General features: G+C 27.3%; 20 protein-coding genes, 1 riboswitch and 1 other annotated feature. Of the genes, 13 read left to right on the plus strand and 7 right to left on the minus strand.

Translation table 11 applies throughout. The annotated features are described in order from the left end of the window. Nucleotides 1-9: 9 nt before the first annotated feature. On the minus strand, nt 10-372 hold the full coding sequence (locus BS62_RS01335) for a hypothetical protein (RefSeq protein WP_496489434.1): 363 nt from the start codon (nt 370-372) through the stop codon (nt 10-12). A gap of 55 nt (nt 373-427) precedes the next feature. On the opposite strand from BS62_RS01335, the gene BS62_RS01340 reads away from it, so the two are divergent. The 4 genes from BS62_RS01340 to BS62_RS01355 all read left to right on the plus strand — a co-directional run bounded on the left by BS62_RS01340 (nt 428) and on the right by BS62_RS01355 (nt 4,202). After that, nucleotides 428-814 carry a (deoxy)nucleoside triphosphate pyrophosphohydrolase gene (locus BS62_RS01340; RefSeq protein WP_496489435.1) on the plus strand — a complete coding sequence of 129 codons (387 nt, stop codon included), beginning with the start codon at nt 428-430 and terminating at the stop codon, nt 812-814. Nucleotides 815-981: 167 nt separating this feature from the next. Beyond that, entirely contained in the window at nt 982-1,683 is a 702-nt protein-coding gene (locus BS62_RS01345) for an ATP-binding cassette domain-containing protein (protein WP_496489436.1), read from the plus strand. Between the two features lie 149 nt (nt 1,684-1,832). Beyond that, complete coding sequence (locus BS62_RS01350; RefSeq protein WP_496489437.1) at nt 1,833-2,549, plus strand: DUF434 domain-containing protein; 717 nt, start codon at nt 1,833-1,835, stop codon at nt 2,547-2,549. Between the two features lie 102 nt (nt 2,550-2,651). Further along, nucleotides 2,652-2,763: riboswitch (SAM riboswitch) on the plus strand. A 107-nt stretch (nt 2,764-2,870) separates the two neighbouring features. Next, a complete protein-coding gene (locus BS62_RS01355; RefSeq protein WP_496489438.1) occupies nt 2,871-4,202 on the plus strand; it encodes a Na+/H+ antiporter NhaC family protein in 1,332 nt (443 codons plus the stop codon). Between the two features lie 120 nt (nt 4,203-4,322). Here the strand turns inward: BS62_RS01355 and BS62_RS01360 are convergent, their stop codons facing one another. Further along, nucleotides 4,323-4,793, minus strand: a complete 471-nt coding sequence (locus BS62_RS01360; RefSeq protein ID WP_496489439.1) for a hypothetical protein — start codon at nt 4,791-4,793, stop codon at nt 4,323-4,325. A 179-nt stretch (nt 4,794-4,972) separates the two neighbouring features. On the opposite strand from BS62_RS01360, the gene BS62_RS01365 reads away from it, so the two are divergent. After that, a complete protein-coding gene (locus BS62_RS01365; RefSeq protein ID WP_496489440.1) occupies nt 4,973-5,344 on the plus strand; it encodes a NifB/NifX family molybdenum-iron cluster-binding protein in 372 nt (123 codons plus the stop codon). 107 nt (nt 5,345-5,451) lie between these two features. Here BS62_RS01365 and BS62_RS01370 read toward each other — a convergent pair whose 3' ends face one another. Beyond that, nucleotides 5,452-5,910 carry a hypothetical protein gene (locus BS62_RS01370; protein ID WP_496489441.1) on the minus strand — a complete coding sequence of 153 codons (459 nt, stop codon included), beginning with the start codon at nt 5,908-5,910 and terminating at the stop codon, nt 5,452-5,454. A 150-nt stretch (nt 5,911-6,060) separates the two neighbouring features. Next, nucleotides 6,061-6,252, minus strand: a complete 192-nt coding sequence (locus BS62_RS01375) for a hypothetical protein (RefSeq protein ID WP_496489442.1) — start codon at nt 6,250-6,252, stop codon at nt 6,061-6,063. A 134-nt stretch (nt 6,253-6,386) separates the two neighbouring features. After that, nucleotides 6,387-6,647: a binding site (T-box leader), on the plus strand. 58 nt (nt 6,648-6,705) lie between these two features. Between BS62_RS01375 and hisS the strand changes: the two genes are divergently transcribed. From hisS to BS62_RS01390, 3 genes are all read left to right on the plus strand, one after another. After that, a complete protein-coding gene (gene hisS, locus BS62_RS01380; RefSeq protein ID WP_496489443.1) occupies nt 6,706-8,022 on the plus strand; it encodes a histidine--tRNA ligase in 1,317 nt (438 codons plus the stop codon). Nucleotides 8,023-8,088: 66 nt separating this feature from the next. Then, nucleotides 8,089-8,397 carry a hypothetical protein gene (locus tag BS62_RS01385; protein WP_496489444.1) on the plus strand — a complete coding sequence of 103 codons (309 nt, stop codon included), beginning with the start codon at nt 8,089-8,091 and terminating at the stop codon, nt 8,395-8,397. Between the two features lie 106 nt (nt 8,398-8,503). After that, entirely contained in the window at nt 8,504-8,806 is a 303-nt protein-coding gene (locus BS62_RS01390) for a hypothetical protein (RefSeq protein WP_496489445.1), read from the plus strand. A 54-nt stretch (nt 8,807-8,860) separates the two neighbouring features. Here the strand turns inward: BS62_RS01390 and BS62_RS01395 are convergent, their stop codons facing one another. Beyond that, a complete protein-coding gene (locus BS62_RS01395) occupies nt 8,861-9,604 on the minus strand; it encodes a hypothetical protein (protein WP_496489446.1) in 744 nt (247 codons plus the stop codon). 1 nt (nt 9,605) lies between these two features. Next, nucleotides 9,606-10,127, minus strand: coding sequence for an RNA polymerase sigma factor (locus tag BS62_RS01400; protein WP_496489447.1), 522 nt, complete (start codon nt 10,125-10,127; stop codon nt 9,606-9,608). Nucleotides 10,128-10,355: 228 nt separating this feature from the next. Here BS62_RS01400 and BS62_RS01405 point away from each other — a divergent pair, with 228 nt between their 5' ends. The 4 genes from BS62_RS01405 to BS62_RS01420 all read left to right on the plus strand — a co-directional run bounded on the left by BS62_RS01405 (nt 10,356) and on the right by BS62_RS01420 (nt 15,032). Continuing rightward, nucleotides 10,356-11,054 carry a response regulator transcription factor gene (locus BS62_RS01405; RefSeq protein ID WP_496489448.1) on the plus strand — a complete coding sequence of 233 codons (699 nt, stop codon included), beginning with the start codon at nt 10,356-10,358 and terminating at the stop codon, nt 11,052-11,054. Beyond that, complete coding sequence (locus tag BS62_RS01410; RefSeq protein WP_496489449.1) at nt 11,026-13,200, plus strand: HAMP domain-containing sensor histidine kinase; 2,175 nt, start codon at nt 11,026-11,028, stop codon at nt 13,198-13,200. Before BS62_RS01405 ends, BS62_RS01410 begins: the two co-directional genes overlap by 29 nt. Nucleotides 13,201-13,222: 22 nt before the next feature. After that, nucleotides 13,223-14,383: a M20 family metallopeptidase gene (locus tag BS62_RS01415; protein ID WP_496489450.1), complete on the plus strand. Its 1,161-nt coding sequence runs from the start codon at nt 13,223-13,225 to the stop codon at nt 14,381-14,383. Nucleotides 14,384-14,600: 217 nt separating this feature from the next. Then, nucleotides 14,601-15,032, plus strand: a complete 432-nt coding sequence (locus BS62_RS01420; RefSeq protein WP_496489451.1) for an OsmC family protein — start codon at nt 14,601-14,603, stop codon at nt 15,030-15,032. Between the two features lie 68 nt (nt 15,033-15,100). Here BS62_RS01420 and BS62_RS01425 read toward each other — a convergent pair whose 3' ends face one another. Continuing rightward, entirely contained in the window at nt 15,101-15,970 is an 870-nt protein-coding gene (locus BS62_RS01425) for a DMT family transporter (protein ID WP_496489452.1), read from the minus strand. A 159-nt stretch (nt 15,971-16,129) separates the two neighbouring features. Here BS62_RS01425 and BS62_RS01430 point away from each other — a divergent pair, with 159 nt between their 5' ends. Beyond that, complete coding sequence (locus tag BS62_RS01430) at nt 16,130-17,803, plus strand: MutS-related protein (RefSeq protein ID WP_496489453.1); 1,674 nt, start codon at nt 16,130-16,132, stop codon at nt 17,801-17,803. The last annotated feature ends 115 nt before the right edge of the window (nt 17,804-17,918 follow it).

The following is a 17,918-nucleotide window of genomic DNA, read 5'->3' on the forward strand; positions in this document are numbered from 1 at the left end:
TTATTCAAATTATTTTAAACTAGGTAAATCATCTATAACTTCGATACTACCACCAATAATACCCATCCAACAACTATAATCTATACTTGTAACATTATTAGGAGTAAATTCTATTATATTTTCACCTTCTTGTAGCTCTTTTTCTATATTTAATGAAGGAATAATTATTGAATTATTACATCCTGATAATTGTTTTCCATCTATGATAAATCTAGTTAGTATATCCTTTTTAATATATACTAAGTTAGGAGTATATCCATAATAATCAGCAGTAATTTTAATTGTTTGAACCCCATAGTAACTTATGAAAGTTCTATAAAATATATATAAGATAAAAAGGTGAAATGTATAAAAAAAGGACTTTTGTGGCAATATAGTTTATTGTTCATATTATAATAATAACCTATGTGATAAAAGGAGACTAAATATGATAGAAGTCGTAGCTGCTATAATTATAAATAATGAAAATAAAATACTAATAGCAAAACGTAAGGTATCTCTAAAATATGGAGGCCTTTGGGAATTTCCAGGGGGTAAAGTAGAAAAAGGAGAAGCTTATGAAGACACAGCAATAAGAGAATTAAAAGAAGAAATGGGTATAGATATACAAATATTAAAATATTTTGGAGAAACAATTTCAGACCAACAAGATAAATCAATAAAACTTATAGGGTTCAAATGTATAGTAATAAATGGAGATATAACTCTAACTGACCATGATGAATATAAATGGGTAAGTAAAGATGAATTGACAAATTATGAATTAACTCCTGCAGATAAATATTTTGCATTTAAATTAATGAATGAAAATTAGTAAAATACTATTTTTAAATAATATTTTTTATTATTTAGAAATAGTATTTTTTGGATTGAATTTTCATAAATACTTGAAATATCAAGGCCAAAAGGAGATAATAGATATACAGTGTAAAATAGTATGTAATCTAATTAAAATGAAGTTCAATAGGGGGTAGTATAAAATTGAGTCATTGTATATTAGACATCGAGGGTTTATCTATTGTAGGTAGTAAATTTAATATTGAAAATATAAATTTAACTATAAATAAGGGGCAGATTCTATCGCTTTTGGGTCCAAAGGGATCTGGAAAAAGTAAAATTATAGAGTCAATACTAGGACTAGTAAAATATAATTCAGGAAAGATTTATATAGATGGTATAAATCAAAAAAAGAATAATGAACAGATTAAACAATACATAGGATATATTTCAGAAAATTTATCTATATGTAAAGATATAAAGTGCATTGATTTTTATAAAGATATAAAAAAGTCCTATGAAAATTGGGATGATATTTTATTTTCAGCTTTAATAGATGAGTTTGATTTCGATTTATCTAAGAAGATAGAAAATCTATCGAGGGTAAATCTAGTCAAATTTCAACTGATATTATCTATAAGCCATCATCCTAAACTTTTAATATTAGATAAAATACCATCGGATATTAATCCATTAGTTAAAAATCATATATTACAAAGGATAAAACTAGTTGTAAAAGAGGAAGAATGCTGCGCACTACTATTATCGGATAAAACTGATGATGTATATAAAATAGCTGATACGGTTAGTTATATACATAATGGGAAAATAGTTATGACAGGAAATAAACAGAATATATTAGATAACTATGAGAAATTGACATCTAAAGAAGAATATAATATATAACTTAACTGTTAAAAATATAACATTTTATAAAGGAAGCTAGTACTAGCTTCCTTTTTCATATTCAATAATAAATCCTATAAAAAGTTGTATATATAGTTACTAATAAGTGAAAAAATAAAGGTAATTAGAAAATGTGAGGTGAAATAAGATTGTCACAAAAAACAATAAGAAGAGGCTTTGATGCAGAGGATTACAAATGGTTTTGTAAAGAATCTATTGAAAAACTTAAGATTGCACAGCAAGAAGTTGGGTGGCTATTAGATAGAGGTTACAAAATGAGCTCAATAATAGACTTAGTAGGTGGACATTACCAATTTACTGCAAGACAGAGAACTGCACTGAAAAGGGCAACATCATCCAAACTTCAGTATGAAAAAAGAAAATCAACTATACTTTCACTTGATTCTTATAAAGATGGTTGTTTATACATAGATGGATTTAACTTGATAATAACTCTCGAAGTGGCGCTTTCTGAAAGTTTACTTATAAGGGGAAATGATGGGGTTTTAAGGGATCTAGCAGGTTTAAGAGGAACTTATAGGATTATAGATAAAACTGATGAAGCATTAAAACTTATTGGCAAAACCTTCAACAAATTTAAAGTTCCTGAGATTAAATTTTTTCTCGATGCACCCGTATCAAACTCAGGAAGGTTAAAAAGTAAGATATTAGAACACTCATATGAATGGAAAATTCCAGTTGAGGTGGAACTAGTTCCAAATGCCGACCCTATACTTTCTAAAATGGAAAGAGTTGTAACTGGAGATTCTATAATACTTGATGAGTGCAAGAGTTGGTTTAATTTATCAAGTGAAATTGTTGAAAATTATATAGATAATTCCTGGATTATAAATTTTCAAGAATAATATATAAATTAAAATATTATTTTAAAAAGTCATATAATATATTGTTGACAACATATTGATATTAATATATTATAAATCTATCGCGAAAATTAAATATTGAACTTCTTATCCAGAGAGACTGAGGGAATGGCCCTACGAAGTCTCGGCAACCATCAAACAATATGTTTGAAAAGGTGCCAATTCCAGCAGAACAATTTGTTCTGAAAGATGAGAAGAAGACTGCAGTCTCATTATGTGTGCAACTTTAAGGTCTTCTCTATTCATCTAGAGAAGGCCTTTTTTAGTATGAAAAATGATAGGTCATCAAGGAGGAACGTCAGAATGAAAAATAGCATCAAAAAAGGCAATCCATTAGCGTTATTACCGTTAGGAATATTTTTACTTTTATTTATTGGAACAGGAATTATAGCAAAGGATTTTTATAAAATGCCTGTACTTGTAGCATTTTTAATATCTGCAGCATCTGCTCTTTTATTAAATAAAAAAGTAAGTATCGCAAAGAAAATAGACATATTTTGTAAAGGTGCAGGTGAGTCAAATATAATACTTATGTGTATTATATTTATATTAGCAGGTGCATTTGGAAACGTAGCAAAAGAAATGGGTGGAGTAGATTCAACAGTAAATTTAAGTTTATCAGTATTACCTCCTAATCTTTTGATATCAGGATTATTTGCTATAGCATGTTTTATATCTTTATCAATGGGAACATCTATGGGTACAATAGTTGCTCTAGCCCCTATTGGAATTGGTATTGCAGAGAAGACTGGTATACCATTAGCTCTAGTACTAGGTGCAGTTGTCGGTGGAGGCATGTTTGGTGATAACCTATCGATGATTTCTGATACAACAATTGCGGCAGCAAGAACTCAAGGATGTGAAATGAAAGATAAGTTTAGAGTTAACTTTATAATAGTTCTTCCAGCAGCTATAATTACTGCTGTTATTCTTACAGTTATGACATCGGGATATAACGGAATTGTAGGCGGGAATTATTCTTATGATATAGTTAAGGTATTACCTTACTTAGCAGTACTAGTTGCAGCTTTAGTTGGAGTAAATGTGTTAGTATTACTTGGTGGTGGAGTTATATTTGCAGGTATTGTTGGAATAGCTTCTAAATCGTTTGATTTTTATGGTTTTTTAAGTGCGGCTTCACAAGGTATGATGGGAATGGAAGATCTAGCTTTAATAGCTATGGTTGTAGGAGGAATTGTAGAGCTTATCAAGTTTAATGGTGGAATTGACTTTTTACTTTATTTTATAACTAGTAGAATTAAAAGTAAAAAAGGAGCAGAGTTTGGAATTGCTGCTCTTGTAAGTATAATAGACCTATGTACTGCTAACAATACTATTTCTATTGTAATGGCAGGGCCTTTGGCAAAAGATATAGCAGATCAATATGATATAGATCCAAAAAGATCAGCAAGTATATTAGATATATTCTCTTCTTGCTGGCAAGGAATTATCCCTCATGGAGCACAAGTTTTAGCAGCAGCGGGCTTAGCGTCTATATCACCTATTGCAATACTACAATACTTACATTACCCTGCACTTATGGGAGTTTTTGGAATACTTGCAATAGTATTTGGCTATCCAAATTTAAAAGATAAGAAAGAAATAAGTATAAAAGCAAAGGTAGTGAATAATTAAACATAAGTTATTTTAAAGTGCAAAGAGAAATCTTTGCACTTTAATTTTTATATAAATGTTTATAATGCTATATTCAAGGGTATATTTTAAAAATAAACTAACAGATATTATTCTGTCTGCTTAATCTACTTTTTCTAATTCTTTTCTAACTTCAGCTATTTTTGTATATGATTCAAGTAGTGCGTCTTTGCCTGATTTAATTAGTTTACTATCTGAATGTAGTAAACCATCCATTAATTGGTCAACTCCATACAGACAATTGATAACAGAATCTTGTAATTTGGTATGAAGTTCTTTATATTCCTTTGGAACTAGGGTTTCATCATATATATAAGATTCTAAAACTTTTCGAACTTCTTTTAATTTAACATATTCTCTTTGAATATTATCTACATTTTGACCTACAGGCTCTATAGGACATTCATCAACAATCCTTTGGTGTTCCTTTAACCAGTTTTGTGCAAATTGTTTATAATCTACTTCTTGGTTAACTAAATTAAATGTGGTTGTAGACTTTGTATTTTGATACATAAATCCAAAGGAATATACTAATGCTATTACAATAATAGAATATATAAATTTTTTATTCATTTTCAACACCTTTACCTTATAAAATATTTATATAATTTAGTATCTCCAAAACATAAATATATAAGTACTATTTTGGTAAGTTTAATATTTGTATATTACTATTTTTACAAATTTAATGATTGGAAGTATATTATAAATAAAATTATATATCTAAAATATAACTTTAGGAGGTAACACTTATGATAGTCGCTATACCAAATAACGAAACTAGGGTTAATCAACATTTTGGAAGAAGTACAAGCTTTATTATTGCTACTATAGATAATAAAGAAATTAAAGAAATAAAAGAGGTTTCAACTGCAGAATTTACACATCAACATGGAGCATTAGCCAAAATGCTAATAAGTAATAATGTTAAAGTAGCAATAGTGGGAGGAATAGGACAAGGGGCTTTAGATGCCCTTGATAATGCAGGAATAGAAGTAATAAAAGGAGCTTCTGGAGAATATAAAAGTATTTTAAATGAATTTATAAATGGAACATTAGAATCAAAAGACATTGTATGTAACCATAATGGAGAACATCATGGAGATCATCATCACCATCATTAATAAATAAAATGAAAGGTCCCAGTTAATAGCTAACTAGGGGCCTTTTATATAGCCTATACAATTCATATTATATATTAGCAAGAGCATTGAATTAATTTTCAATGCTCTTATCTCAAAAAAACATTTTCAATTTCAATCATTGCTTTATCTGCAGTACGTAATTTTTCAAGGTTTTCACTGATTAATTTAGTATCTCCACTAGCTGTTGCCAAGAGTATACTGTTAAAAGCATCTTCATATATTGCCAGTGTTTCTTTTAACTTATTATGAGTTTCTCTGTATTTTTCAGGTACTTTATCATCAGAAAAATTAAATGTTTTTAGATATTCTAATCTTTTTTGTATGGCAATTGTATTATCTGATAAATACTTTATATCAGGCTTAAATACCACAGGGTACTGATTTCTGAGTTTGTTTAAATCAGTAATAAATTGAACTACATATCCTTTGTATTCTTGTTCGTCAGGACTCTCTACTGAATATATATTTTTATAGTTAAAGCTTATTGTAATCATAATTATTAAAATAACTAAGGCAAAATACATATATTTATTTTTAGAAATCATAAAAATTCACCTTCTCTTTAAGATTTATATATAGTTTTAGCAGTATATAAATTTTATATTAGTAAAATTTATATACAAAAAGAGGAACTATTTCATTAAAAGAAATAGTTCCTTTTTTGTATTGTAATTAGTTAAAATATACTTATATATTTACATTCCATCTTTGCATTCAAGCATTTGTAAACATTCAGATATACCTGTATCCATTTTTTGAGCACATTCAGCCACATGTTGACCACCTTTTGTAGTAGCCATTTCAGATATCTTATTTGCTGCAAATGCAGAATTAGAAGAAGATAAAAGAGCCATTCCAACTAGAGTTATAGACAATAATTTTTTCATAAGTTTACCTCCTGTATATGTTTTAATTAAATTATAGTAGTAAATTATGAAGAAATTATGTAGAAAATAAATATCACAAAAAATTATGGACAGAATAATATAAATAATATAAAATTAATAAAAAATAAAAATTATTTAAAGCGTTGATGAGAAATAGTAGAAATATATTTTCTTTTACAGAGAGTTCCCGTTTGGTGAGAGGGGCATTAGAACATATTTTGAACACATCTTTGAGCTAGGCACTGAACCCTTTTTAGGTAGTAGACTGTCTCGGATTCCTGCACCCGTTATAGTGCTAGAGTATAAACAATTATTTGTCGTACTCGAAGAGGTTGATATCGTGAGATATCAATAAATAGAGGTGGAACCACGTGAGTAATACTCCCGTCCTCTAGCTATAAGCTAGAGGCGGGAGGTTTTTTATTTATAAATTATAATATAGGAGGAATTAAAATGAAAAATCAAACTATTAAACCATCGATTTTACCAGGATTTATGGAATTATTACCAGCAGATCAGATATTATTTAATAATATGATGGATATTATAAGAAAAAATTATGAAGGTAATGGTTTTGTTCCAATGGATACACCTGTTATAGAAAAAACAGAAATATTATTAGCTAAAGGTGGCCAAGAAAGTGATAAACAAATTTATAGATTTAATAAGGGAAGTAATGATTTATCGTTAAGATTTGACTTAACAGTTCCTTTTGCTAGATATGCAGCACAATATATGCCACAGTTAACTTTTCCTTTTCGCAGATATCAAATAGGAAAGGTGTTTAGAGGTGAAAGAAATCAAAAAGGCCGTTATCGTGAATTTTATCAATGCGATATAGATATTATTACAAATGGAGATTTAAGTATAATAAATGATGCTGAAGTTCCAAGTATAATTTATTATATATTTAAAGAATTTGGACTTGAAAATTTTAAAATATGTATAAATAACAGAAAAATTTTAAATGGTTTCTTTGAGTATCTTGGAATTAGTAATTTAGGAGATGTTTTGAGAATAATTGATAAAATGGATAAGATAGGAATTGAAGTTGTTAAAAATGAGTTAGTAGAAATAGGAATAGATGATTCTAGTGTTGAAGAAATAATGGAGTTTATAGATATAACTGGAAGCAATGAAGAAATACTAAGTTCTTTAAGAGCTTTAAATGTTGAAAATAATACATTTAGTAATGGGTTAGATGAACTTTCTCAAGTTATTAAATATATGGGGTATTTTGGAGTTTCAGAAAAGAACTATATTATAGATTTAAAAATAGCTAGAGGTTTAGACTATTATACTGGAACTGTTTATGAAACAATTCTAGATGATTACCCAAATATCGGTTCAATATCTTCTGGTGGACGTTACGATGATTTAGCAGGATATTATACTAACCAAAAACTACAAGGTGTCGGTATGTCTATTGGATTAACTAGATTATTCTCTCAATTAAAAGAACTTGGTATTTTAAAGGAAGATAATTCTTCATCACTTACAAAGATTTTGGTTGTTCCAATTGATAATAATATGGAATACTCTATAGGGGTTTCTAGAAAATTAAGAGAAAGCAACATAATTTCACAGGTATACTTAGAAAATAATAAGATATCAAAAAAACTTAATTATGCAAATAAATTAGGTATTCCATATGTAATACTAATTGGAGAAGAAGAAATACAAGATAATTTATTAATTCTTAAAAATATGGAAACTGGAGAACAAAGTAAATTATCCTTAGAAGATATTATTAAATTTATTAATGAATAGAAGAATAATACTAATTAACTAAGGATAATCTAAATATGATATTTTCATTATCTGGAGGTCATATTTATGAACATAGAAAATATAACATGGGAAGACGTTCTAATAAATAAAGGTATTGATGAATCTATAGTAAAATCATTTATTGGATTTATAGCCTGGGATGAAGACGAGATATTTTCTAAATTAGGTGAAGAAATAAATGATGTTTTAAATGGATATGAAGGAAAAGTAGTAGCTTATGATGTTGAATGTAGTAAGTATAAAAGTTTTGGAATATTATTTTTTAGCACAAATATTTCAGAAGAAGACTCAAATAAGGTATTTGAAGTAATTCAAGATTACGAACATAAAGAAGTATACAATATGAAAAAGTAATGAAGACCCAATTTAGGGTCTTTATTACTTTGGTTAAAAATATAATAATTGTTTTCTTTTATTAATATAATTATTATTAGAAGGTTTATTTAAGGAGGTAAAATACATGTCCTTATGCAATGTTCCGCCAAATGTTCTTGCAACGGTAGCAACTATTATAGGGGTAGGTCTAGCTAAAAATCTAACTCCTGAAGAACAAAATTCAATAGCCGGTTTTTTACAAAGTATAGGGCAGACAATGGAAACTGTAAATTCACAAGTGGCACTAATAGAGTCCGAAAAATGTTCTGGAAACAAAGCTCAAAAACCGAATATTAATGCTATAGATGAAAGTGAAAAACTAAAAGCAAGATTGGAAGAATTAGAAGATCAAATGGCATTAATTAAAAAACAAATATATTATAAATAAATGCCTATCCATTAAAATAACCAGTTAATATATTAACTGGTTATTATTTTGTAATTAATCTACAATTTTAAATTCTTTTAGCATATGGTAAAACCTTGAACCATGCCCTTCTGAAGCTTCTACAAAGTATTTTTGTGTTACTTTAAATGTACCGCCTTTATTATTTTCTATTAGATAGTAATTAATTACTGGGTCTTTAGATTTAGATCCTGCTCTAGCGTTAATTAAAATAGCGTCTATAGGTTCATTAACTAATCCTTTATTTTCAACTGTTTCGTACTTTCCTTTAATATCTTTTTCTATTTCTGAAGCTATAACATGAGGTCTTTTATCTGCTATTTGTTCTATTGTCATAGATACTTCAGGATAGTTTGCTGCTTTATTTATAGGAGTAATTATATCTTTTCCATCAACTGATTTCATAGTATACATATCTTTGTCATAGTAAATTATATAATTCGTTGTGTTTTCACTTAACTGCATATTAGCTTTTTCGCCTGTACCTTCAATTTGCTGTTCAACAACTTTATTAGGCTCAAATATTTTCTTAATAGTATCAATTGCTGCATGGCCATATGGTGTTAAAGTTACAAAACCTACTACTAAAGCTGCAGCTATACTTATATATTTAAGAAAATTATGTTTATTTTTAGTTTTCATTTTTAAGTCAACCCTTTCGCTGTCAATTATGTTTATTTCTTTTTCAATATTGTTCCATATAGAATCTTTTAACTCTTTTATTTCATCTGTGCCTTTTAATAAAGCATCTTTTATCTTTTTGTCATCATTATTAATCATATTATTCACCCCTTTTAATATTTTCTAGTAATTTTTTAAGCTTTTGCCTCCCTTTGTACAACCTTGACTTAATTGTATTAATGTTTACTCCCATAATATTAGATATTTCAACTTCGCTAAATCCTTCAAGATACATTAACACTATAGGTATTCTATTTATATCTTCTAGGTTTTCAATTGTAGAATATAAATCTTCGTGTTTATTATCAGTAGTGACTTCTTTTTCATAATTTGTTGAAGTGAAGTCATCGATTAATATTACTTTTGGGCTTTTTTTGAGTACTCTATTACACTCATTTATTAATATATTATAAAACCAAGTTTTAAAGGGTTTATTAATATCGTAGCCATCTATATATTTGTATACTCTGATAAATGTCTCTTGTACCGCATCGGCAGCATTAGATTTATCTTTAGTAACTGCAAAAGCAACTCGTAGTGCATACTCAGAATATATATTGTAAAGTTCTTCAAATGCTTTTTTATCTTTATTTTTTACTTTTTCTAGGAGCTCCTTCTCCACAATTACACCTCCTCAGTGATAGCTATCTTTGATTTTTCTTTTCACTATATATACCTTTAATATCTTATAAAAGTTTTTTGTTTTAAAAGTTTTTTAAAATATTATTATTTTGTGCAAAATTGTAAGAAATTCTTAAGATTTATAATAATTAATTTGTAAGATTTAGATAGTATTATAAAAATATAGAAAGTCTACAGTGGTATAATACGTAGTAGGAGAGTGATGAAAATGTATAATAACATACTAGTTGTGGATGATGATAAAGAAATAGTTGAAGCTATTGAGATATATTTGAAAAATGAAGGGTTAAATATATATAAGGCTTATGATGGATTAGAAGCAATAGAAATACTAATAAAAGAAGAAATACATCTTATATTAATGGATATTATGATGCCAAAAATGGATGGATTAAGAGCAACACTTAAAATTAGAGAAGAAAAGAATATACCTATAATACTTATCTCTGCTAAGTCAGAAGATACAGATAAGATATTAGGCCTTAATATGGGAGCAGATGATTATATAACAAAACCATTTAATCCACTTGAATTAATTGCAAGGGTAAAATCTCAACTGAGAAGATACATAAATTTAGGTAATTACAAAACCAACGATAAGGATGTATTAAAAAGTGGAGGATTAGTATTAGATAAAAACACAAAGGAAATTAGTGTTGATGATGAAATTATTAAAGTTACTCCTATTGAGCTTAAAATACTAGAGCTTTTACTGTCAAACCAAGGTAGGGTGTTTTCTATTGATGAAATATACGAAAGAGTATGGAATGAGCCTAGTTATAATTCAGAAAATACAGTAGCAGTTCATATAAGGAGAATTAGAGAAAAAATAGAAATAAATCCTAAAGATCCAAAATATTTAAAGGTGGTGTGGGGAATTGGATATAAAATCGATAAAATTCAATAAATTAAAAGAAAATAAAAACTATAAAGTTATAATACTATTAATTATGTTTATTTTGACTTCAACTTCAATTATATCTATTGGAGATGTTTTAAATAAAAGAGATATTTTACTAAAAAGTTATTATGAAACTAGTATGTTTTACGATGTATTTAGTTCTATAGTCTATAATGCAACTTACTTAGGTAAAGAAGTGGATAATCAGGAAATAAATAATAAATCTGAAGAATTAAGAAATAAATTAAGTGAAGAATTAGCATATATTGATGATCAATATTATAATCAAATTGAAAATGCTAGAAGTAATAATTATACTGACTTAGAAAAAAGTATCTTGGAAGATAAAAATAAGAAAATAGAGGAAACAAAAGTTAAATACACAAAAACCGATGAAGAAATAAGAAATATTGTTATAGAAGAAATTAACAAAGAAAAGCAATCTAAAAAAGGAATATTAAGAGGAGAAAGTAACGTAAATTATATAGTTGTAAATGATAACACAAAAGAGATATATACAAACACAAGGTATAAAAGTTTAAATGAGTTTACAAATAATTTTAAGGACTACCCTTACTTTCTTCAAATTTATGGTTATAACCAAAGTAATAAATTAGAAATTAATAATAAGAGAGTTATAGATACTAACCTTTATGGAAGAATATCAGAGTCCATGTATTCAGATGGATACAAAAATGTAAATGCATACTTTGCAATACCAAACAAAATAAAATACGGAGACTCCATATACAATAGCTATAAAAATTACAATGATACAAAGATGGAATTAGTAATTGAAATTGCGGTATTTTTAATATCATTAGCTGCTTTAATACTTTTATATAGAGAGTACAAAAAAATAAATAAAGATAAAACAGAAATTGAAGAAAAATATTTTAATATATATGACAAAATCCCATTAGAAATAAATTTAATAATAATATTTACGGCTTTTGGAATTTTATTAGATGCAATAGCTAGTGATAGAAATCTAAGTATTGAAACTGTATTAGTGGGTACTGTTGGAATATTACTATTATATAGCCTTATGGTATATATTAAAGAAATTGATAACAAAAAAGATGCAATTTATAATAGTATAACATTTAAGTTATTAAATCCTGTAAGAGAGTCTTATCTTATAAAATCAATAGGTCAAAAGTGGGCCATAATATTTTGTATATTTACTTTAATTCAACTTGGAATAGTAGCTCTTTTAACGATGGTAGGGGGATTTGGACTAGAGGGTATAGTAGTAATTTTCGGATTTAGTTTTGTTTTAAATTTACTATTTTACTTATATACTACAAGAAAACTTTCTTATTTAAATAAAATAATCATTGGAACTGATAAGATTGCAAAGGGAGACACAAATTATAAAATAGAAGTCAATAATAAAAGTAATTTAGGTGAACTTGCAGAAAATATAAACAACATTAAACAAGGATTAAATGAAGCATTAGAAAATGAAATGAAAAGCGAGAGAATGAAGGCTGAGCTTATAACTAATGTATCCCATGATCTTAAGACTCCATTAACGTCTATTATAAATTATGTAAATATTTTAAAAAGCGAAGATTTAAAACCAGATCATGTTAAAGACTATGTTAATGTACTTGACAAAAAATCTCAAAGACTTAAAATTTTAATAGAAGATTTATTTGAAGCATCAAAAGCAACAAGTGGATCAATGGAATTACAAATATCAAAATTAGAGATAACCCAACTTTTGAGACAAAGTTTAGCTGAAATGGAAGAAAAAATAATAGACTCCGCCCTAGATTTCAAAGTTAATATGCCAAATGATAAAATATATATTATGGCAGATGGAAGAAAGGTTTGGAGAGTTTTTGAAAATCTAATTTCAAATATAATAAAATACTCTCTAAAAAATACAAGAGTATATATAGATGTTGTACAAAACGATGATAATATCTATATATCTATGAAAAACATATCAGCGTATGAATTAAACTTTGATCCAAGTGAAATAACGGAAAGATTTAAAAGAGGGGATGAATCTAGAAATACAGAAGGCTCAGGTTTAGGCCTAGCAATTGCTAAGAGCCTTGTAGAACTTCAAGGTGGAAAATTATTTATTGAAATAGATGGAGATTTATTTAAAGTAACATTAATTTTAAAAAGTATATAGACAGTAAGGAGTAGGTACACTTATGAAAAATATTATTTTGGAGCAACTTTCAAAAATAAAAGAAGATATGGTTAATATTAATGACTTTATGTATCACAATCCAGAACTTGGAAACAATGAGCACAAAGCAGTAGAAAAGCTTACTAATTTTTTAAGAGAGCACAATTTCAATATAGAAATAGGGGTAGCAGATATACCTACAGCATTTCGTGCTATATATGAAAGTAAAGTACCTGGTCCTTCTATAGCATATCTTTGTGAATACGATGCACTTCCACAAATAGGCCATGGTTGTGGCCACAACATGATAGGAACAATGAGTGCAGGGGCAGCAATAGCACTAAGTAAGACAATTGATAAAATAGGTGGGAAAATAGTAGTTTTAGGAACTCCTGCAGAGGAAACTGACGGTGGAAAAGTGTATATGGTAGAAAAGGGGATATTTGATGAAGTTGACGTTGCAATGATACTACATCCAGGAAGTGAATCTACTAAAAGCGGAGAATCACTTGCTATGGATGCAATTCAATTTGAATTTAGAGGAAAAGCAAGCCATGCAGCTGCTTACCCAGAAGAGGGTATAAATGCATTAGATGGAGTTATACAGACATTTAATGGAATAAATGCACTAAGACAACATATTAAGTCTGATGTTAGAATACATGGAATAGTTAAAGAAGGTGGAGTTGCAGCAAATATAGTTCCAGATTATGCTATAGCACAGTTTTATGTAAGAGCAAAGGAAAGAAAATATCTTGATGAAGTTGTAGAAAAGGTTAAAAATGTTGCAAGGGGAGCATCTCTTATGACTGGTGCAACCTTAGAAATTAGTAATTACGAAATAAGTTATGATAATTTAAAAACAAATGAAACGCTATCTAAAGCATTTACAGAAAATCTTAAAAGATCAGGGATAAATGAAATAAAAGAACCAAGATCAGGTTATGGTTCTATTGATATGGGAAATGTAAGTTTAGTTGTACCATCTATTCATCCATATATTGGACTTGATTGTCCAGATATAGCTTCGCACTCAAGAGAAATGGCAGATATGACAGTTACAGATATTGGTCATGAAAGATTAATTCAAGGTGCAGCTGCCTTGGCATTTACAGGATATGATATTATAAGTGATGAAAATTTACTTAATAGTATAAAAGAAGAATTTGAAAATAGTAAATAAGTTTATTAATAGAGACATATATGTCTCTATTTTTTTTATGTAAAGTTTTATCTATAATTCATTGGTCATGTATTAATAATTACAATAGCAAAATAGCTGTTGTAATATTGCTTATTATGTAAAATATTGTTAAACTGATAACGTAATAAAAATACTGCTATACCTATATTATCTAGCACTAATAAAATTAATATATTAAAAAATGGGGGTTTTTTATATGAATACTTTTAAAGTTGTTTCTCATCTTAAAGAAGGAGTAAAGGTTGAATCTACTGCAGGAAAATTTAAAATGTTAATAGATGAACCAGTAGAGCTAGGTGGTACTGATGAGGCTATGAATCCTGTTGAAGCTCTTTTATGTGCTTTAGGTTCTTGCCAATGTATAATGGCTAGAATGTTAGCAGGAAAAATGAGAGTTGATTTACAAGATTTCTATGTAGAATTAGAAGGTGATTTAGATCCAAGAGGTATGGGTGGCGTTGAAGGGGTTAGACCTGGATACCAAAATGTTAGAGCTAAGTTCCATATAAAATCAAATGATTCTGAACAAAAAGTTCAAAAACTAGTAGAAGCAATTGAAAAATATTGTCCTATAGGAGATACTATAGCAAATGAAGTTAATTTAACATCTGAATATATTATAGATTAATATAATTAAAAAGAAACTGTCCATGAACATTTTAAGTTGTCATGTGACAGTTCTTTTTTGTTTATTATTTAGTTCGACTGCTCTGATTTTTTTGACTTTATTGTTGAGTAAAAAACAGTACCTAAAATTATAATTCCGCCTAATAATTCTCTCAAAGTTGGTATTTCTCTTAATAAAAGAGCAGCAAGTATAATACCGTAAACCGGTTCTAGGCTGGAAATAATTCCTGCTGTTTGTACTTTAATGTTTTTCAAACTATTAATAAACATTAAATGAGAAATACCTGTAAAAACAACACCTAGTACTAGAATTAAGAATATATCATTAGATTGAAAAGTAGGTTTTTGTAAAAATAAAAATGGAATTAATACAATTGAAACTACAAATTGTTCATAAAAAGCAATAGTGGTGCTTGAATATTCTTGTACATACTTTCTATTAAGCATTGAAAGAATTGCATATGTGAAACCAGATATTAGTCCCCACAAAACCCCTTGAGTTAAAGTATTTCCTAACTCAAACTTAGGTACTACAAGTAGTACACCTAAGAAAGAAATAACTGCAGTAATAATATCTGCTTTTTCAATTGTTTCTTTGAAAAAATATGGCTCTAGAAAAGTAACGAAAACAGGAAATGTGGAAAATGTAAGTAATCCTATTGCTACTGTAGATACCTGAATAGATTGAAAAAATGTACACCAATGAATTGACAAAATTATTCCCATAGCTATTAAATAATAATAATGCTTTTTTTCTTTTAGTTTTATTTCTTTTTTAAGATAAAGCATTAAAATTAATAAAAATATACTTGAAAATATAACCCTTCCAAGAACAATTATTATAGGTGATAATGAAAGAAACTTTCCAAATAACCCAGATAACCCAAATAAAAAAACTGCTAGATGAAGTTCTATTAAACTTTTATTTTTTACATCCATATATATCTCCTTATAATAAAATACATAATACCTATTATATATTCTACCAATGCTACAGACAATAAACAATTAATTAACACTATAAATTAGGGGGGAAACACCATTAATTATATTAACAATGATGTATAATAAAATTATATAAATACACGGAGGGTTTAAATGATTGAGATTACTGCATACATATTAGGTTCTTTATCTCTATACACTATTTTTTCTATTTATAATTACTTTAAATATCTAAAAAATGCAAAGAAAGAGATAAACGAAAACTTTGGTAAAAAAAGAAATATAAAAGAGATAAAGATAGATATGGAAAGAGTATCTAGTTATTTTAAAAATAAAAAATCAGAATATAATTTTTTTATTGATGATATTACATGGAATGATATAAACATGGATGAAATTTATCTTAATATGAATTATACTCAAAGCTCTGTTGGAGAAGAGGTTTTATATGATATTCTTAGAACTCCTATATATGATGATGCTAAACTTAAAGAAAGGGATAGTGTTATTGATTTTTTTCAAAATAATGAGAAACATAGATTTGAATTACAATATATTATGGCAAAGGTTGGGAAGATAAGCTATATAAATATTTCAGACTACTTTTATAATAAATTAGAGTACAACTCTAGTAATTTGTTATTATATAGAATTTTAGGTATAATACCAATAATAGGTTTATTAATAACAATAATAAGTAAATATGGAGTAATATTATTTATAGGATCTTTACTTTTTAATGCTTATTTAAATAACAAAATAAAGCGTAAAAGTGGATATGATATAGAAGCTTTTATGTATATGATTTCACTAGTAAACTCTGCAAAAAAGATACAAAAGATAGGTATAGAAGAAGTGAATTCACAATTCACCAAAATAAATGATAGCATCCACAAGTTAAAAGGACTTAGGAATAAATACTTTAATCCTATTTCATATGCTACTATAAATGATGCTATGATGATGAGTGAATATTTAAATATGTTTTTTCTAAAGTCAGTAATAAAGTTTGAAAAAATAAAACATATAATCATAGACAACAAAGAAGATATTAAAGTAATATATGAATTTATAGGAACTATAGATGCATATATTTCAATTGCATCATATAGAGAAAGCTTAGATTACTATGCTAAACCTAAATTAACAAATGCTAGTGAATTAAGTGATAATCATTTGGAATTTATAGATATGTATCATCCTTTTATTGCAAATCCTGTCTCTAATAGTGATAAACTTTCTAATTCTATTTTGATTACAGGGTCTAATGCTTCTGGTAAATCTACTTTCTTAAGGACATTAGCTTTAAATGCGATTACGGCACAAACTATATATACATGTTTTGCAAGAGAATATATATCACCTTATTTTAATATATATACTTCAATGGCTCTAAAAGATGATATTTTTAGCAATGAAAGTTATTATATGGTTGAGATAAGATCATTAAAGAGAATTTTAGATAATATAAACGATAATATACCATGTTTATGCTTTATAGATGAAATACTAAGGGGTACTAATACTGTGGAGAGAATAGCTTCTTCAAGTGAAGTTTTAAGCTACCTAGGCAACAGTAATTGTATTTGCATTGCCGCAACACATGATATTGAACTTACACACATACTTAAAAATACTTTTGATAATTATCATTTTCAAGAGTATATAACAGATAATGGAATTAGTTTTGATTATAAATTACATTCTGGACGTACTTTAACAAGAAATGCTATAAAACTTCTAGAGTTTATGGGATATAATAAAGATATTGTACAAAGTGCTGAAAATAAAGCAAATAATTTCTTAAACACTGGTTTATGGAATTAGATATAGTATTTACAAGAAACAGCTAAATACCTACTATATGATTTGAGTATAGGTGTTTGGCTGTTATTAATTTCAATTGTTTTCATGTATCTTTTAACTTACTAATTGGATATAA

The organism is Sporacetigenium mesophilum DSM 16796 (assembly GCF_059569055.1).